At 52.7% G+C, this 14,912-nt stretch carries 12 protein-coding genes; 10 read left to right on the top strand and 2 right to left on the bottom strand.

What is annotated here, in order from left to right; translation table 11 throughout:
- Position 1 precedes the first annotated feature (1 nt).
- The 4 genes from MJA45_RS14685 (at position 2) to MJA45_RS14670 (ending at position 4,761) form a co-directional block, all read left to right on the top strand.
- Entirely contained in the window at positions 2 to 859 is an 858-nt protein-coding gene (locus MJA45_RS14685) for an ABC transporter permease (protein ID WP_315608028.1), read from the top strand.
- Positions 860 to 868: 9 nt separating this feature from the next.
- On the top strand, positions 869 to 1,747 hold the full coding sequence (locus MJA45_RS14680; protein ID WP_315602664.1) for a carbohydrate ABC transporter permease: 879 nt from the start codon (positions 869 to 871) through the stop codon (positions 1,745 to 1,747).
- A gap of 71 nt (positions 1,748 to 1,818) precedes the next feature.
- Positions 1,819 to 3,348: an extracellular solute-binding protein gene (locus tag MJA45_RS14675; RefSeq protein WP_315602663.1), complete on the top strand. Its 1,530-nt coding sequence runs from the start codon at positions 1,819 to 1,821 to the stop codon at positions 3,346 to 3,348.
- 12 nt (positions 3,349 to 3,360) lie between these two features.
- Positions 3,361 to 4,761 carry an FAD-dependent oxidoreductase gene (locus tag MJA45_RS14670; protein ID WP_315602662.1) on the top strand — a complete coding sequence of 467 codons (1,401 nt, stop codon included), beginning with the start codon at positions 3,361 to 3,363 and terminating at the stop codon, positions 4,759 to 4,761.
- Between the two features lie 108 nt (positions 4,762 to 4,869).
- Here MJA45_RS14670 and MJA45_RS14665 read toward each other — a convergent pair whose 3' ends face one another.
- Positions 4,870 to 8,127 (bottom strand): OmpL47-type beta-barrel domain-containing protein, encoded by a 3,258-nt coding sequence (locus MJA45_RS14665; RefSeq protein WP_315602661.1) that lies wholly within the window; start codon positions 8,125 to 8,127, stop codon positions 4,870 to 4,872.
- A gap of 182 nt (positions 8,128 to 8,309) precedes the next feature.
- Here MJA45_RS14665 and MJA45_RS14660 point away from each other — a divergent pair, with 182 nt between their 5' ends.
- Positions 8,310 to 9,695, top strand: a complete 1,386-nt coding sequence (locus tag MJA45_RS14660; protein WP_315602660.1) for an extracellular solute-binding protein — start codon at positions 8,310 to 8,312, stop codon at positions 9,693 to 9,695.
- A gap of 94 nt (positions 9,696 to 9,789) precedes the next feature.
- On the opposite strand, the gene MJA45_RS14655 is transcribed toward MJA45_RS14660, so the two are convergent.
- The gene (locus MJA45_RS14655) at positions 9,790 to 10,164 is read right to left on the bottom strand and encodes a YciI family protein (RefSeq protein WP_315602659.1); all 375 of its coding nucleotides are present in this window, start codon (positions 10,162 to 10,164) and stop codon (positions 9,790 to 9,792) included.
- Between the two features lie 287 nt (positions 10,165 to 10,451).
- On the opposite strand from MJA45_RS14655, the gene MJA45_RS28655 reads away from it, so the two are divergent.
- The 5 genes from MJA45_RS28655 to MJA45_RS14635 all read left to right on the top strand — a co-directional run bounded on the left by MJA45_RS28655 (position 10,452) and on the right by MJA45_RS14635 (position 14,892).
- Complete coding sequence (locus tag MJA45_RS28655) at positions 10,452 to 10,895, top strand: class I SAM-dependent methyltransferase (RefSeq protein ID WP_407083043.1); 444 nt, start codon at positions 10,452 to 10,454, stop codon at positions 10,893 to 10,895.
- Positions 10,799 to 11,086 carry a hypothetical protein gene (locus MJA45_RS14650; RefSeq protein ID WP_315602658.1) on the top strand — a complete coding sequence of 96 codons (288 nt, stop codon included), beginning with the start codon at positions 10,799 to 10,801 and terminating at the stop codon, positions 11,084 to 11,086. The genes MJA45_RS28655 and MJA45_RS14650 overlap by 97 nt, the downstream gene beginning before the upstream one ends.
- Before the next feature lie 273 nt (positions 11,087 to 11,359).
- Positions 11,360 to 12,955 carry a type 2 periplasmic-binding domain-containing protein gene (locus MJA45_RS14645; RefSeq protein ID WP_315602657.1) on the top strand — a complete coding sequence of 532 codons (1,596 nt, stop codon included), beginning with the start codon at positions 11,360 to 11,362 and terminating at the stop codon, positions 12,953 to 12,955.
- A gap of 62 nt (positions 12,956 to 13,017) precedes the next feature.
- Positions 13,018 to 13,923: an ABC transporter permease gene (locus MJA45_RS14640; RefSeq protein WP_315602656.1), complete on the top strand. Its 906-nt coding sequence runs from the start codon at positions 13,018 to 13,020 to the stop codon at positions 13,921 to 13,923.
- A 75-nt stretch (positions 13,924 to 13,998) separates the two neighbouring features.
- Positions 13,999 to 14,892, top strand: coding sequence for a carbohydrate ABC transporter permease (locus tag MJA45_RS14635; protein WP_315602655.1), 894 nt, complete (start codon positions 13,999 to 14,001; stop codon positions 14,890 to 14,892).
- The last annotated feature ends 20 nt before the right edge of the window (positions 14,893 to 14,912 follow it).

Genomic DNA, 14,912 nt, shown 5'->3' with positions numbered 1-14,912 from the left:
GATGCTGGTTCCCGGGATGATCTTCCTTATCCTTTTCAAGTACACGCCGATGTACGGCATTCTGATTGCATTTCAGGAATTTAATATTTTCGACGGCATCAGCGGCAGTCCGTGGGTAGGCTTGGAGCAATTTCAGAAGCTGATGGTATCCGATGAATTTGGCAGAGTATTCCGTAACACTTTGCTGATCAGCTTCTACAAAATTGTTATTCTCTTTCCCATTCCCATTCTGCTCGCGCTCTTCCTGAACGAAGTGGCCAAAATGTGGTTCAAGCGCCTTGTCCAGACGATCGTGTACCTGCCGCATTTCTTGTCCTGGGTCATTATAGCCGGGCTGTTCGTCAACATTCTCTCTCCGAGCGGCGGATTGATCAATGAAATGATTGTGGCCCTTGGGGGCAAGCCGATTTCTTTTCTGATCGATAACAATTATTTCCGGAGCGTGCTGGTCCTCACGGCGGGATGGAAGGAAGTCGGATGGAACGCCATCATTTTTATCGCGGCGATTGCGGGGATTGAGCAGGATCAGTATGAAGCGGCCGCACTGGATGGAGCCGGGCGGATCAAGCAAATGATTCATATTACCCTTCCGGGGATCGCCCCCACGATTGTCCTCATGTTTCTCCTGCGGATCGGCCACCTTCTGGAGGCTGGAACGGAGCAGGTTCTGACCTTGTACAACCCGGTCGTCTACGAAACCGGAGATGTCATCGGAACCTATGTGTACCGCGTCGGTCTCGGCAAGCTGGATTACAGCTTCAGTACGGCCGTCGGCCTGTTTAACTCGGTTGTCGGCTTCCTGCTGATCGTTTCCGGCAACTGGCTAAGCAAAAAACTATTAAACCGGAGTATCTGGTAGGAGGGCCGCATGAACAAAAGAACGTATGCCGATTACTCGCTGGATGCCGTCATCTACCTGGTTTTGATTCTCATGGCTCTTTCCACTTTGCTGCCCTTTGCCAATGTCCTGGCCAAAGCGGTAAGTGCGGAGTGGGCCGTCCTTTCCGGTAAGGTTGGCTTGTTTCCCATCGGCTTCCAGCTGGATACGATGAAGTTTGTGGCCACCTCACCTCAGTTTATCCGGTCGTTTCTCATATCCGTTGGGGTAACGATTGTCGGGACTTTGCTTTCCCTGCTAATCACGGCCGTCACTGCTTATCCGCTTTCCAAGCGGAAGCTTCCCGGTATTAGTGTCATTCTTATTCTGTTCGTTTTTACCATGATGTTCAGCGGCGGGATCATTCCAAATTACTTGCTGGTCAGAAAATTGGGATTGCTGAATACTCTCGGGTCGCTCATTCTTCCAGCCTTAATCAGTGTGTTCAACATGCTCGTGATCAAGAGCTATTATGAGAGCCTTCCCGAAAGCCTGGAAGAATCAGCCAAGATGGATGGTGCCAAAGATTGGACCATTCTCTTCCGCATCATTCTTCCGCTGAGCGGACCGGTTCTTGCCACCATCGGCTTGTTTTATGCCGTTTCATACTGGAACGATTTCTTCAGCCCGATGCTGTATATCAACAGCCCCTCCTTGAAACCGCTGCAGTTGTACCTTCGCGACATCGTGATGGATGCTAACTCCGTCACCGCCGGATTGGACCGAAGCGCCGACGACCTCATGAACGTGTCCTCCGAAGGGGTTCAAGCGGCCACCGTGATCGCATCGACTATTCCGATCCTGTTGGTTTATCCCTTCCTGCAAAAATATTTTATTAAAGGAGTGTTAATCGGCTCGGTTAAAGGATGAGAGGGCGATTTCTGATCATCGTTTCTTGGGACACCAAATCATTGAACTCATATACTTGAGGAGGAAATTCTATGAAGCCTACGACTAAAAAATGGACCACTGTTGCTTTGGCGGGATTAATGGCCGTCGCTGCAGCGGGATGTGGAAACAAAGCCAATGAAGCGGATCTCCGTTCCGGTGCGGGAGAAGCCAGCCAGGCCAAGCCAACGTTAAAATCCTTGCAAATCTGGATGAAGGACGATTACAACACTTATCCGGTTGCCAAGATGCTGGAAGAGAAAACCGGGTACAAGGTGCAGTATGACATGCTTCCCCAAGACAAGCCGGAAGACAAGCTGAACCTCATCCTTTCTTCAGGGGAAGCCTACGATGCCATTACCACCTTGGGCAGCGTGGACATGAAGGCGCTGTATTCCGATTATGCCAAACGGGGCGCGCTTCTCGATCTCGGACCTCTATTAGATAAGTACGGTCCGAATATTAAAGCCTCTCTGTCACCGGAGACATTGGAATCGGCCAAAATCGACGGGAAGCTGTACGGCATTCCGACCAGCGCGACGGAATCGGCTGCCGCCAGCCTCATGATCCGCCAGGACTGGCTGGATAAGCTGGGCTTGAAAGTACCGACCACCACTGATGAGCTTGCGGCCGTGCTGAAAGCCTTCAAGGAGAAGGACCCAGGCGGGAACGGGGACAAGAATGTTCCGCTCGCCATTAAATCCGATGCTCCGTTTGTGGAGAACCTAGCAGGGGCGTTCGGACTGGCCAATAACTGGAATGCGCTGGATGGCAAGCTGGCACCACGCGTTCTGGATCCGGCTTATAAAGACTATGTCACCTATATGAACGGACTTTATAAAGACGGCCTGCTGGATAAGGAATTTGCGATCAACAAGGATGCCAATGTCAAAGAAAAATTCTCCAGCGGGAAAGCCGGCGTGATTCCGATGAGCTGGTCGGATGTGCCGTCGCTCACCGATGCTCTAAAGAAGAACCAGCCGGATGCCAAATGGACCTATCTGCCTGCCTTGAAGGGACCAGGAGGAAAATCGGGACTGGGGATGGCATCGGGATGGGACCGTATCACCTATATCCCGAAGTCTTCCAAGCATCCCGAGGAAGCCATCAAATGGATGAACGCCAAGCTGGATAAGGATACGTTCAAGCTCATGGCCATTGGGGAAGAAGGGAAGCATCACACCTTCAAAGACGGAGCTTATACCCCTATTCTGCCGATCTTCGCGGATGAAAGAAACCAGGCTAACAATTTCCTGATGGGGGCGGACGAGAAAAATTATCCGACCTATTGGCAGGCCCGGGTAAGAAAAGATATGCGCTTGTTTGAGGCATGGGATTACTTGAACAACAAGCTGCCGGCCGAAGTACGCTTGTCCGACCCGCTTGGCAAGAGTCCCTTCCTTCCCGAGTTCTCCCGTAACAACGGATCGCTTACGGCCATGATGAACGAGCAAACGATCAAGTACGTGATGGGAGTAGATGGCTTCGCCAATTATGACGCTTTCGTTCAGAAATACAAGGCGGCGGGCGGCGAAGCAAGCGTGAAGGAAGTCAATGACTGGTATGGAAAAACGAAAAAGTAGGAGGAGAGCCAAATGACGATAGAAGCTAAGCGAACCGTTACCATTCCCTCTCAAGAGCTGCCCGTCTCCTATACCCCGGATGTCGTAGTGGTGGGCGGAGGGCCTGCCGGAATTGCCGCCGCCCTGGCCTCTTCCCGTAACGGGGCGAGGACGCTTCTCGTCGAACAACGCGGCTACTTGGGCGGAATGGCAACGGCCGCCCTGGTGCCGGCCTTCTGCCCTTATACCGACGGGGAGAAGGCGGTGATCCGGGGGATTGGACTTGAGCTGCTGGACCGGATGAAACAAGAAGCCGGCGGCGACTATCGGGAGTTGAACGAAGACAAGATCGACTGGGTCCCCATTGACGCGGAAGTGTTGAAGCGTGTTTACGATGAAGTCGTGGCAGAGAGCGGCACCACACTGCTCTTTCATACGGCCGTTGAACAGGTGCTGGTAGAGGGAGAAACGATTACTGGCGTGGTGGTCAACAACAAGTCAGGCCGTTCCGTCATCCAAGCGAAGCTGTATATCGATGCCACGGGAGACGCCGATTTGGCCGCCTTGTCCGGAGTGCCCTTCCATAAGGGGGGAGTGGAGGGAGAACTGCAGCCCGGAACCATGTGTTATTTGGTAGCCGGGGCCGACAGGGCCAAGTTTCAGGCCTTCCTGGAAGAAACCGGACAAAGCCTGCAGCTGGAGAAAACGGTGGTCGAGGCCCAGGAACGAGGCGATCTGCCGGCAGGGAGGAAGAGAATCTCCGGGATTGCCTGGGTGACTCCTTACGTGGCCGGCTTCAATTTTGGCCATATTTTCGGGGTTGACGGGACCAAGGCGGAGGATCTTACACGAGCTGCCGTAGAAGGCCGGCAGCTGATTGCCCGCCAGATGGCCTTTCTGCACCGTTATGTTCCCGGCTTTGAGAACGCCCATCTCGTTCATACCGGCGACCAAGTCGGAATTCGCGAAACAAGGCGGATTGTAGGAGATTATACTTTGGTTGTCGAGGATTTTTTAACCATGCGCACGTTTGAAGACGATATTGCCCGCAATTCCTATTTCATCGATATCCACCTGGCCCATGCGGGCAGCGCCATGGCGATCAAGCATTTGCCCAAGGGAGAGTCTCACGGAGTACCCTACCGCTGCATGCTGCCGGTCGGCAAAGCCAATCTGATTGTGGCGGGACGTGCCGTTTCTTCCGACCGGCCCGTTCAAGGGTCGCTGCGGGTGATGCCCAATTGCTTTGCCATGGGGCAAGCGGCTGGAACGGCGGCAGCCATGGCAGCAAGCGGCGGTCAAGGATTCCGGGAAATTGAGATCAAAGGGCTGCAGGAGCGGTTGACCCGCCAGGGAGCCTGGCTCGGTGTAGGGGAGAGGCGGCAAACGGCCGCTCTAGCAGGTTCTGTGATTGAATTTGAGGAAGAATGTTGAGGGAAGTAGAGCTCATTGAGCCATACAACCCTAAAGTTCCTATCACAAAGAGGCACCCTCGCTTGATAAGCGAGGGTGCTTCTTTTGTGTTTATTGCACAAGTTGACCCTACTTCAAAGCCTGAGCATCTCGCATCAGGTAGCCGGCGGCCTCCTCTTGAATGTGTTTTCCGGCTTGGGCCGAAATTTCATTCAGGAAGGATGCCGGGTCGGCCTGGTCCAGTTTGCTGGTCAGGCTGTTGCTGATTCCTGCGTTATCGATCCAGCCTTTGGCCGTGAAGGCAGCCACTAGACTACGAAGGGAATCGACGTTCGATTCCGTTGTGAACGAGACTTCCTTGGTCAGGCTGTTGCCCGCTTGATCGACCGCTGTGACCGACAGCGTATGCTGGCCGAGCGGCAGGGTGTAGAGAGGAAGCCGGGCATCCGGTGACACGGTTTGACCGTCCAGTTGGACAAGGGTCGCGGCTTGGTCTATCCCCGAATCGCTATCGGAGAGGGCGATGCTTACGACCAGCTCTTCTGACGTGCTGTAGCTTTTCCCTATCGGCTCTTTAATCTCGATGACCGGAGCAGCCGTGTCAATGGACATGGTAATGCTTTGAGTGGACTCGACATTCCCGTCCTTATCCATTGATTTGTACTGCACGGTATTCAAGCCATTGCGTTCCAGCAGGATAGGAGCGGTGTAGGCTGCCCAGGTGCTGCCGGAATCCAGGCTGTACACCGTTTCCGTGACGCCGGAACGGTTATCCGTGGCCTGCAGGCTGACGGTGACCGGAGCCGTATACCAGCCGTTCTTTCCGTTAGGAGCAGGTGGGTCCAGAAGGGCATTGGTCACGGGAGCCTGAAAGTCCGATTTCACACCGGGAGGCGTATATTTCCACAGGACCGAGCTGTTGTCGGAAAAGTAGAAATTGCCGAAGGGGTCCCGGTTCAAATAGTTGCCGAAACTGGAATTGAGAAGAATGAATTCATTCGTTTCCGGCTTCATCATAAAGAATTGACCGCGGGACGTTCCGTACATGTTGCCGTCTGTTCCCGGGTGCAGGAAGGCGTACGTCCAAGTGGTGCCGTCCGCTTTATACCGGCGAAGCTTGGCGGCCTTGTATACATATTGTCGCGTGGAGGGGTCGAATTTAAAGATCGTATCCTCGGCTACCCCCCAGATTAGACCGTCCGGTCCAACCGAGAGTCCCGTGACTCCTTTGCGTCCGGTTACCGGCGCGCTCTCATAAATCTTCGTCTTGGTGGCGGGGTCAAAAATGATCAGCTTGCCGCTTGTTTCCGTAGGTCCGTCGGTTCCGAGCCCTCCGTAAACCGTCGTGCCCGCGTAGACCAGTCCATCCTTGTAAACGATGGAGATGAGGCTCTGGTTCTTCACGATGTTGCGGAAGACATCCAGCTTGCCGGTGGCAAAGTCATACATCGCCAAAGCTCCCTGCAGGGAGGTCGTGTTCGGAACCGTTCCGACGAACAGCTGATCCCGGTCTTCGGCATAGGCCATAGCGAACGGACGGTCTTGGCTGTCCTTACGCATATCGAAGAGCTGAACCGGGTTAGAGCCCGAGAAGGGCTTAGCCGGATCGTATTCCAGAATACGGGCTCCGGCATAGGCGCCCAGGATCATTTTTCCTTTGCGGATGGCGGACGATTCGATCTGGCCGAGCGGATTGGTATCCGACACGGCGCCCGTCACCGGATCATAGGACGTCAGTCCTGACATGTAGCCGGCCACGTACATTTTGTTGTCTAATCCCTTATGAATGCTTTGGATGAGAATCGGAGCTCCACTGTAATGGGCGGGCTCTACCAGTGTCTTGCCGGTGGAGAGGTTATAGTAGAGCATGTTGCCGTATGGACCCATGCCGACAAAGGTCATACCGGGCCACTCGGTGCTCTTCAAATCTACGAATGCTCCATCCTGAAAATTCGTTCCGCCTTCGATTTCTTTCAAGAGGGTAGAAGAGCGGGTGCTGCTGTCATAGACATACAGGTTGTAACCCAGGGTAAAGAGCGCTTTTCCGGGCTGACCCGGAATGGCGGCCACCGCGCCGGAGTGGATATCCTGCCCGTTGGGATCGTAGTACTCGACCGTATCCTCGGGGGTCACGACCAGCAGATCGCCGTTGGAGAATTTCACGAACAGCCGGTCCTCTTCAAAATCCATGCTGTAGGGCCATGCGTAATTGTCTCCTCCGCCTGGGATCAGCGTACTGAGCAATTCCTTGCGGGTTCCGTCAGGCAGGATCTTATAGATCCGGCTCTTGTTGCCCCCGGCGCCGGCATATAGAACATTGCGCTTGGCATCATAGGCGAGCGAACGCAAATACTTCTGCTCGGGATCGACCTCCCCGAGATCCGTAATCTTATTTGTGGCCGGATCATATTCGTACAGCTTGCCGTTCGGATAGGTTCCGGCAAAGATTTTACCGTCCGGTCCTGCGGCCATGGACCAAACATGCGTTTCCCCGGTAAAGTTGCCTAAGGATTCGAGCTGATCGTTTCCGGGAGTGTACCGGTAAAGACCGCCATCATAATGCGTACCGATATAGACGCGTCCATCCGTTGCCACTTCGATTCCCCAAGCCGCTTCAACACCGGGCATCGAATAAGTATGAAGAACTTCCCGGGTTAAGGCGTCGATAACGGCAAAGGCCGTCGGAACCTCGTCCCTTCCTTTGAACACGGTGTAAAGGACGCTTTTCCCATTTTCCATTCCAATGGCGGTTTCTTCGTTGATCATGCCTCTAACCACGCCGCCGATTCTTTCGAACGTGCCGATCTCGTTCTCCTGCACTTTTACGGAGTCCGCATACCCTTTGGTCAGTCCGGGAGCCGACGAATAGAGGAGAACCGCCGCACTAACCGCATTATCAGGAACGACGGAAGAGGCGGCGTTCTTCACCCATTGTCCGTTCGTCGGCGTCACCCAATTCGATGCCTCGCCTACCTTCGTTCCGGAAGCGTCGTAGAAGCGGAAATAGATGGCCATCGAGCCGGCTTCTACCTTCATCATAGCGGAAGCGGAATAACTTTTGCCTGGAGTAACCGTTACTGGAACGGATTCCAGACCTAAAGCACGGACCGAGTTGCGGTCATCGAGCAGTAAACTGTAAGCGCCTTCATAATGTTCAGAAGAATTCACCGAATAGTAGACATCGGATTCCCCGTTGCCGAACACCTGATTCCAGCCGGGAATAGAGGTTCCGGAAGCCGGTTCCTCGAAGCCGGGGTTAGCCAGGTTCACAACGGCGGGGGCCATTCCTTCCGCTGCGGATCCGGGGGAGGGCAACAAGGACAGACCTAAACCTAAGGCAGCCATCACACTTGTCAATCGGCGATAAATCGGTTTAATGCCACTCATCTCCTTTATTTGTGATTCACATCTGACTCACTTCTCATTGTACGGGCGGAGGTATTTTCTGTCAATTGGGATTTATCATAAAAAGGAGCGGGAAGAGGCGGACTTGCCTGCCTGGCCTATCCTCCGGTATGCTGGTAGGGAAAAAGGCCGTATGATCAAAAATTTGATGATCGGGTGTTCTCATGACTTCTGAAAAACAAAGCCGCAAAACGTTTCGCCTGCGTCTAGAGCAAATGCAGAGCGTTCTTCGCGGAGAGATTCTCACAGGAAAAAGGAAGGCGGGAGAGTTCCTGCCTTCCGAGCGTGACCTGACGCGCCAGTTTCATCTGAGCAACAAGCTGGTGCGGACGGGACTGGAGGAGCTTGTCGCCGAGGGGTTGATCGTTAAGATTCCGCGCGTGGGCAACCGGGTAACGGAACAGGCCGGGGAGCATACCGTCACTCTGCGGTTTGGTTATCATGCAAGCCTGGAGACCGAGGCGCAAATGGAAGCGCTGCTCGCCGATTTTCACTGCAGCCATCCCGCCATCCATGTACAGCCGATCCGGATTTCTTATAACAGCTATGCCTCGACGGTTCACGAATACCTGGATGCCGGCATTATGGATGTGGTGACGATGAATCACAACAATTTCGACCACTTCTGTACGAACGGCAAGCTGGATCTGCTTCAGGAGCAAGAGCCGGCTGCCGGAGTGTATCCCGAGCTGTTCCGAGCGTATTCCCGGGAGGGCAGGCTTTATGCCAAGCCGTTCCTTTTCTCTCCCTTGGTGCTGTGCTACAATCGGCGGCATTTTCGCGAAAAGGGGGTTACCCTGCCCTTCAAGCCCGACAGCTGGGAGGAATTGATGCAAACGGCTTCCCGTCTGACCGTCGAGAACGAACGATTCGGCTTCTACTTTTTTCTGCTGTCCAAGAACCGCTGGCCGGTATTCCTGCTACAAAACGAAGCCAAGCTGGGACGAGGACGGAGGAAGGCGGAAGAAACGGTCGACCGGATGCTGGAAGGCTTCTCGCTGTGCCGGGACATGATCCACGATTCGCAAACCTTCCCTACCTTTCTGGCCGGAAGCGATGCCGACGCGGAGGAGCTGTTCGGGCAGGGGAAGGTATCCATGATCATGACCTCTTATTTCGCTTTGAACTCGATTCACTATCGCGGCGTGGAATTTGACATTGCCCCGCTTCCGGGAAGGAAGAACCGCGATACGATTCTGATGACCATCGGATTGGCCGTCAACCGGAAGTCCAAGGCATTGGTGGCGGCCCAAGCGTTGGTGGATTATCTGGTTTCGGCACAAGCGCAGAGCAAAATCCGGGAGCTGACCTTGAGCATCCCCGCCCGCCAAGCCGCCGCAGAAGCGGACGTGACGGATGCCGCCACGGACAGCCCGGAGCATTTTGACCTCTATGAAGAGCTGCTTCCACAGTCGCGCCTCTACACCGAATTGAACCTGAGCTCCGACGAGCTGGATGGGGTTATCCAGGAAGCGCGGATCTTCTGGGCTCGGCTGCAGACAGAGGAGCAGCTGCGGAGCCAGCTTCTTAAGCGGCTGCTGCCCGAATGACCTAGTGCCTTATCCGGTAACTTAGTCGGTGAGACCGCCCCCGTATGCGAACGAAAATCAATAGGAAAGAAGAATTTCATTTGCGGATAAGGCACTAGCCCTTCATCTCAAAGTGATGAATAGGACGGATTTCGATTCTCCAGCCCCATTCCTCTTCAGCGTCCAGCTGAGTAGCGGGATGAAGGGAGGCAAGCCGAAGGGCTTCCTCCATGTCCTGGGCTTCCAGGATAAACACGCTGCCGATCATTTCCTTGGATTCGGTAAACGGACCATCCGTCACCTTCACCTCGCCGTTAGTTCTGCGCAGCCCTTTCGATTCCAGTTCTAGACCGGCATCTAAGATGAGGTGCCCGCTCTCATACAGCTGCTTCAGGTGGGGACCGCATTCATCCATTACCGCCTGAATTTCCTCTTCCGGGTGCGCATTCATTTTCTCAGGGTTGAAGTATCCGATACATAGAAATTTCATTGTCATGCTCTCCTCTCGGCTGGCTAAATTTGTTGGGCCGGTTATCCTACTTGTACCATCCCTGAAACCTCCTTTGCCGTCAAGTCTTTCTCTTCGCGGGAAGGAGGAGCTAAAGGGAATCAATCAGGTTATCCGGCCCTATTTTAGCAACGAATGACTTGGCGCAATATCGACATGGAAATGGCAAGGAGCATCAAAAAGCCGCCGTTGCAGAACGGCGGCCTTTAGGCTTTTCTGTAAACAAGAAAAGAATAAGGTAAACTCCTAATGGGAGAGGGTGGAAAAAGATGTTTCCAGATTTAACTAAGCATCCGGAATGGTTGAGCGGGCAAAGCCGGGAATGGTGTAATCAGTTAGCTGCCATGACGGGGAAATACGAATATACGTGGAATTACATTTATGAAGGGCAGCCGGCGGAGAACCGTTTAACAGAAAAGCTGACCTCTCGCCTGCATGGAAAGGTACTGGAAGTCGGCTGCGGACATGGCGATTATACGAAGCAATGGGCGGAGCTTGTGGAAGAAATGGTCGGATATGACATGACAGAAGGATTTCTTGCAACGGCGGAAAGGAATCGAACGAACTCTAACGTCCGCTACGTGAGGGCGGGGAACTCGGGAAAATCTTTCCGGGATTGTTCGCTCTCCCTTCGGCAGGAACCCCGATTCTGGATAAAATTCAGGAGAGGCTGGAAACAAGCGGCCTCACGGTCATCGAGTTGTCTGTCTTGAAAGAAACCATATCGATTCCGTCACCGGACGATGTGTTGGAGATGATCTGCTTTGGCCAGAGCGACGGATTTAAGCAATATACCCGGGAGGCAGGCTACCAACGAATCGTATCTCAATTTGAAAAGCATGCGAGTGCACAGGGGATCAAAACGACAGCCTTTTACTATTTCATTAAAGCCAAAGCCTCCTAATTTTGGGAACCAAGACGCTATACCAAAGAGAAATCAGCTATGCAAAGCTATGCTAAGGGGGATAACACCCCCCAGGCCTAGCTTTATTTGTATTCCCGTGTTCTCCATTTCCATTTGTTGCTCTCGGTTTGCATCTCATGACCTGATCATCCGATACGAATCCATATCACCAATTACCGATTGTCACGTCTTCCGAGGCGACGATATACTTAAGGCGAATTCGCGAAAACGTTTACACCTATCTTTTGAAGCCCACAAGGGAGGTCATGTTCAATGAGAAAAAAGAAAACAGGCTCGTACATCCGCACCGCTTCTTTACTCGCCCTATCCGCAGGTCTTGCTGCCGGATGCAGCCCCCGTACCGAAGAGAAAGCGGCCGTCGCATCAACGGATTCATCCTCGCCCGGTCCGCTCAAGCTTACTTATTGGGTCGGCCTGCCAGGCGATGCGGCAAGACTCATGAAAAACTACAATGAAAACACCTTCTATCAGGAGCTGGAAAAGAAAACAGGGGTGAAGGTCGATTTCCAGCATCCGGCGATCGGCAGCGAGAAGGAGCAGTTCAATCTATTGATTGCATCGGGCAATCTGCCCGACGTTATTGAAAACAACTTTACCGCCTACCCGGGCGGACCGGAGAAGGCCATTGCGGACAAGGTCATCATCCCGCTCAACGAACTCATCGACAAGAATGCCCCTAATCTGAAGAAGTATCTGGATGCCAATCCGGCTATGAAGAAAGAAATCAGCACGGACTCCGGCGTTATTTATTCTTTTCCTGCAATCGGGGTCGGCAATTCCCAAGTCAGCAGCGGGCTCATGGTACGCAAAGACTGGCTGAACGAGCTGGGCTTGCCAACTCCGGAGACCGTGGAGGAATGGACTGCGGTCCTGCGTGCTTTTAAAGAAAAGAAAGGAGCAAAGACCCCGCTCACCATGACGAGGGATGAATTGAAATCGGATAAGTTCAACGGGGCCTATGGCGTTGGCAGCTCCTTCTACCTGGACAATGGCAAAATCAAGTACGGACCGTACGAGCAAGCGTACAAGAATTACTTAATGCAGTTGAACGCCTGGTATAAGGAAGGCTTGCTGGATAAGGATTTTGCCACACAGGATACGAAGGCGAAGGATGGAAAAGTGACCAATGGCAGCGCGGGAGCCTTCACCGCCTTTATCGGCAGCGGCATGGGCAAGTATTTGAATGCGCCAAGCGATAAAGCCTTCGATCTCACCGCTACGCAGCATCCCGTTATGCAGAAAGGGCAGGAACCGCGCCTCTTCACGGCGGCTTATGAATATCGGGGAGATGGAAGCGCCGCTATTACACCGGCCAACAAGCACGCCGCCCAAACCGCTAAATGGCTGGACTACCTTTACTCCGAGGAAGGAAACAATCTGAAGTCCTTCGGTATGGAGGGACTTACTTACAAGAACGAGAACGGCTTTCCTAAATATACGGACCTGATTACCAATAATCCCGATAAACTGTCAGTGGGCGAAGCCATGGCCAAGTATCTTCGAGTGGCCACGCCCGCCCCAGGATTTGTCGGGGATGACCGTTATACGGAGCAGTACTACAAGTTCAAGCAGCAGAAGGAAGCGGTCGCCATCTACAACAAATACTACAAGAATCTGGAGCAAACCCGCGTCCCCCGGATTTCCCAAACCCCGGAAGAGGCGCAGGAGCTGTCTGCTATTATGGCAGAGGTCGAGACCTATAAGGATGAAATGTTCCTTAAGTTTGTCATGGGCGCCGAGTCCTTCGATAACTACGACAAATATATCGCCCAGCTGAAGAACATGAAGCTCGATCGGGCCATCGCCCTTAAGCAAGCGGCATTGGAACGTTACCTTAAACGGAAATAATCTCATCCATTGGGCGATTCGAGAGGGGCGGCCCCAGAGCGGCAACGGACAGGAGGAAGAGCATGAAATCGCTGGCTCTTGACTATCGAAGAAACAAGTATTTGTATTACATGATTTTCCCGGTCATTCTGTATTATCTCATTTTTCACTATGTCCCCATGTACGGAGCCATCATCGCCTTTAAAAATTACCGGATAGCCGACGGGTTTCTTAACAGCCCCTGGGTGGGCTTCGAGCATTTTACAAGCTTTTTTCAAAGCTATTATTTTTGGCGATTGATCAAGAACACGCTGCTGCTCAATCTTTACATGCTGATTTTTTCGTTTCCCGCTCCGATTGTCTTTGCCTTGTTAATTAACGAAATCGTTGTTCAGAGATTTAAACGGGTGGTCCAAACCGTTACCTACCTTCCTCACTTTATCTCGATGATTGTGGTCTGTGGCATGATTACCCAGTTCCTATCCAGAGACGGCTTTATTACGGACATTCTGGTTTTTCTGGGTATGGAACGGCAGGTGCTGCTGGCCCATCCGGAATATTTCCGTACCGTTTATATCGTTTCGGATATTTGGCAGGGAATAGGCTGGGGCTCCATCGTGTACCTGGCGGCCATTACCGGAATCAATCCCGAGCTGTATGAAGCCTCCCGCATAGACGGAGCCAGCCGCTGGAAGCAAACGCTGCATATTACGCTGCCGGGCATTTTGCCCATTATCATCATCCTGTTCATCCTTAAGGTCGGGCATATGCTGGATGTGGGATTCGAGAAAATCATCCTGCTTTACAATCCCAACACGTATGTTACAGCGGATATGATCAGCACCTTCGTGTATAGGAAAGGCCTGCAGGGCTCCTTTGAATTTAGTTACGCTACCGCTGTAGGACTGTTCCAGGCGGCCGTCAACTTCCTCCTGTTGATCGCAGCGAATCGTATCAGCAGGAAAGTAAGCGAGAACAGCCTGTGGTAAGGCGGCTGCGTCTGGAGTACCTGCTGCCCGAGACTGGCGGTTAAGCAAACGAAGATCAGCTAGGAGGAGTCGCTTATGGCAAACCGTACCATTCAGAGAAGCGCTGGAGAAACGGCCTTCCAACTGTGCAACAACTTATTCATGGCGCTCATGGTCGCCATTACGCTATACCCTTTCGTTTATGTCGTCTTCTCGTCCATCAGCGATTCCCGGCTGCTGCTCTCCCACACGGGAGTGCTGCTCGCCCCCCTTGGATTTACGCTGGAGGCATATACCATGGTGTTTAAGAACCCCAATATTCTGACCGGCTATCTGAACACGTTGATTCTCGTGGTGGTGGGAACCGCACTTAATTTGTTCATGACCAGCCTTGGGGCTTATGTGTTATCACGCAAGGGGATTGCTTGGACCAAGCCGATCATGCTTATGATTGTGTTTACGATGTTCTTCTCTGGCGGAATGATCCCCATGTACCTTTTGGTCAACAATTGGCTGCATCTGGGAGATACCTTGCTGGCGTTGATCATTCCCGGACTCATCTCTACGTGGAATCTGATCATTCTTCGCACTTCTTTCGGGACCATACCGGAAAGTCTGATCGAGTCGGCACGGATCGATGGTGCTCAAGATTTCAGCATTTTGTTTCGGATCGTGATTCCCCTTTCGCTTCCGGTCATGGCGGTTATGGTGCTTTTCTACGGCGTAGGCCACTGGAACTCTTGGTTCGGTGCGATGATTTATTTGCGGGATAGGGAATTGTTCCCCCTTCAGCTCATCCTCCGAGAAATTTTGATCCAGAACAATACGAGCTACATGTCAGGGAATGCCTCTATTGAAGATGTGGAAGCCATTGGCGAAAGCATCAAGTATGCGACCATTGTCATTGCCACGCTGCCGATCCTGTTTGTCTACCCTTTCTTACAGAAATATTTTGTTAAAGGTGTTATGATTGGGTCAATTAAGGAGTAACAGGCAAATTGGCAGCAGGA

It is taken from the genome of Paenibacillus aurantius (assembly GCF_032268605.1).
Classification (GTDB): domain Bacteria; phylum Bacillota; class Bacilli; order Paenibacillales; family NBRC-103111; genus Paenibacillus_AO; species Paenibacillus_AO aurantius.
Note: the sequence above shows the minus strand (reverse complement) of the source record. Positions and strands in the feature narration are given on the sequence as shown.

What these genes read in the sequence shown, in the direction of transcription:
- MJA45_RS14655 (WP_315602659.1), bottom strand. Translation starts at nt 10,164, where the DNA reads ATGAAATTTCTATGTATCGGATACTTCAACCCTGAGAAAATGAATGCG.
- MJA45_RS28655 (WP_407083043.1), top strand. Translation starts at nt 10,452, where the DNA reads ATGTTTCCAGATTTAACTAAGCATCCGGAATGGTTGAGCGGGCAAAGC.
- MJA45_RS14640 (WP_315602656.1), top strand. Translation starts at nt 13,018, where the DNA reads ATGAAATCGCTGGCTCTTGACTATCGAAGAAACAAGTATTTGTATTAC.
- MJA45_RS14685 (WP_315608028.1), top strand. Translation starts at nt 2, where the DNA reads ATGCTGGTTCCCGGGATGATCTTCCTTATCCTTTTCAAGTACACGCCG.
- MJA45_RS14635 (WP_315602655.1), top strand. Translation starts at nt 13,999, where the DNA reads ATGGCAAACCGTACCATTCAGAGAAGCGCTGGAGAAACGGCCTTCCAA.
- MJA45_RS14660 (WP_315602660.1), top strand. Translation starts at nt 8,310, where the DNA reads ATGACTTCTGAAAAACAAAGCCGCAAAACGTTTCGCCTGCGTCTAGAG.
- MJA45_RS14680 (WP_315602664.1), top strand. Translation starts at nt 869, where the DNA reads ATGAACAAAAGAACGTATGCCGATTACTCGCTGGATGCCGTCATCTAC.
- MJA45_RS14645 (WP_315602657.1), top strand. Translation starts at nt 11,360, where the DNA reads ATGAGAAAAAAGAAAACAGGCTCGTACATCCGCACCGCTTCTTTACTC.
- MJA45_RS14675 (WP_315602663.1), top strand. Translation starts at nt 1,819, where the DNA reads ATGAAGCCTACGACTAAAAAATGGACCACTGTTGCTTTGGCGGGATTA.
- MJA45_RS14665 (WP_315602661.1), bottom strand. Translation starts at nt 8,127, where the DNA reads ATGAGTGGCATTAAACCGATTTATCGCCGATTGACAAGTGTGATGGCT.
- MJA45_RS14670 (WP_315602662.1), top strand. Translation starts at nt 3,361, where the DNA reads ATGACGATAGAAGCTAAGCGAACCGTTACCATTCCCTCTCAAGAGCTG.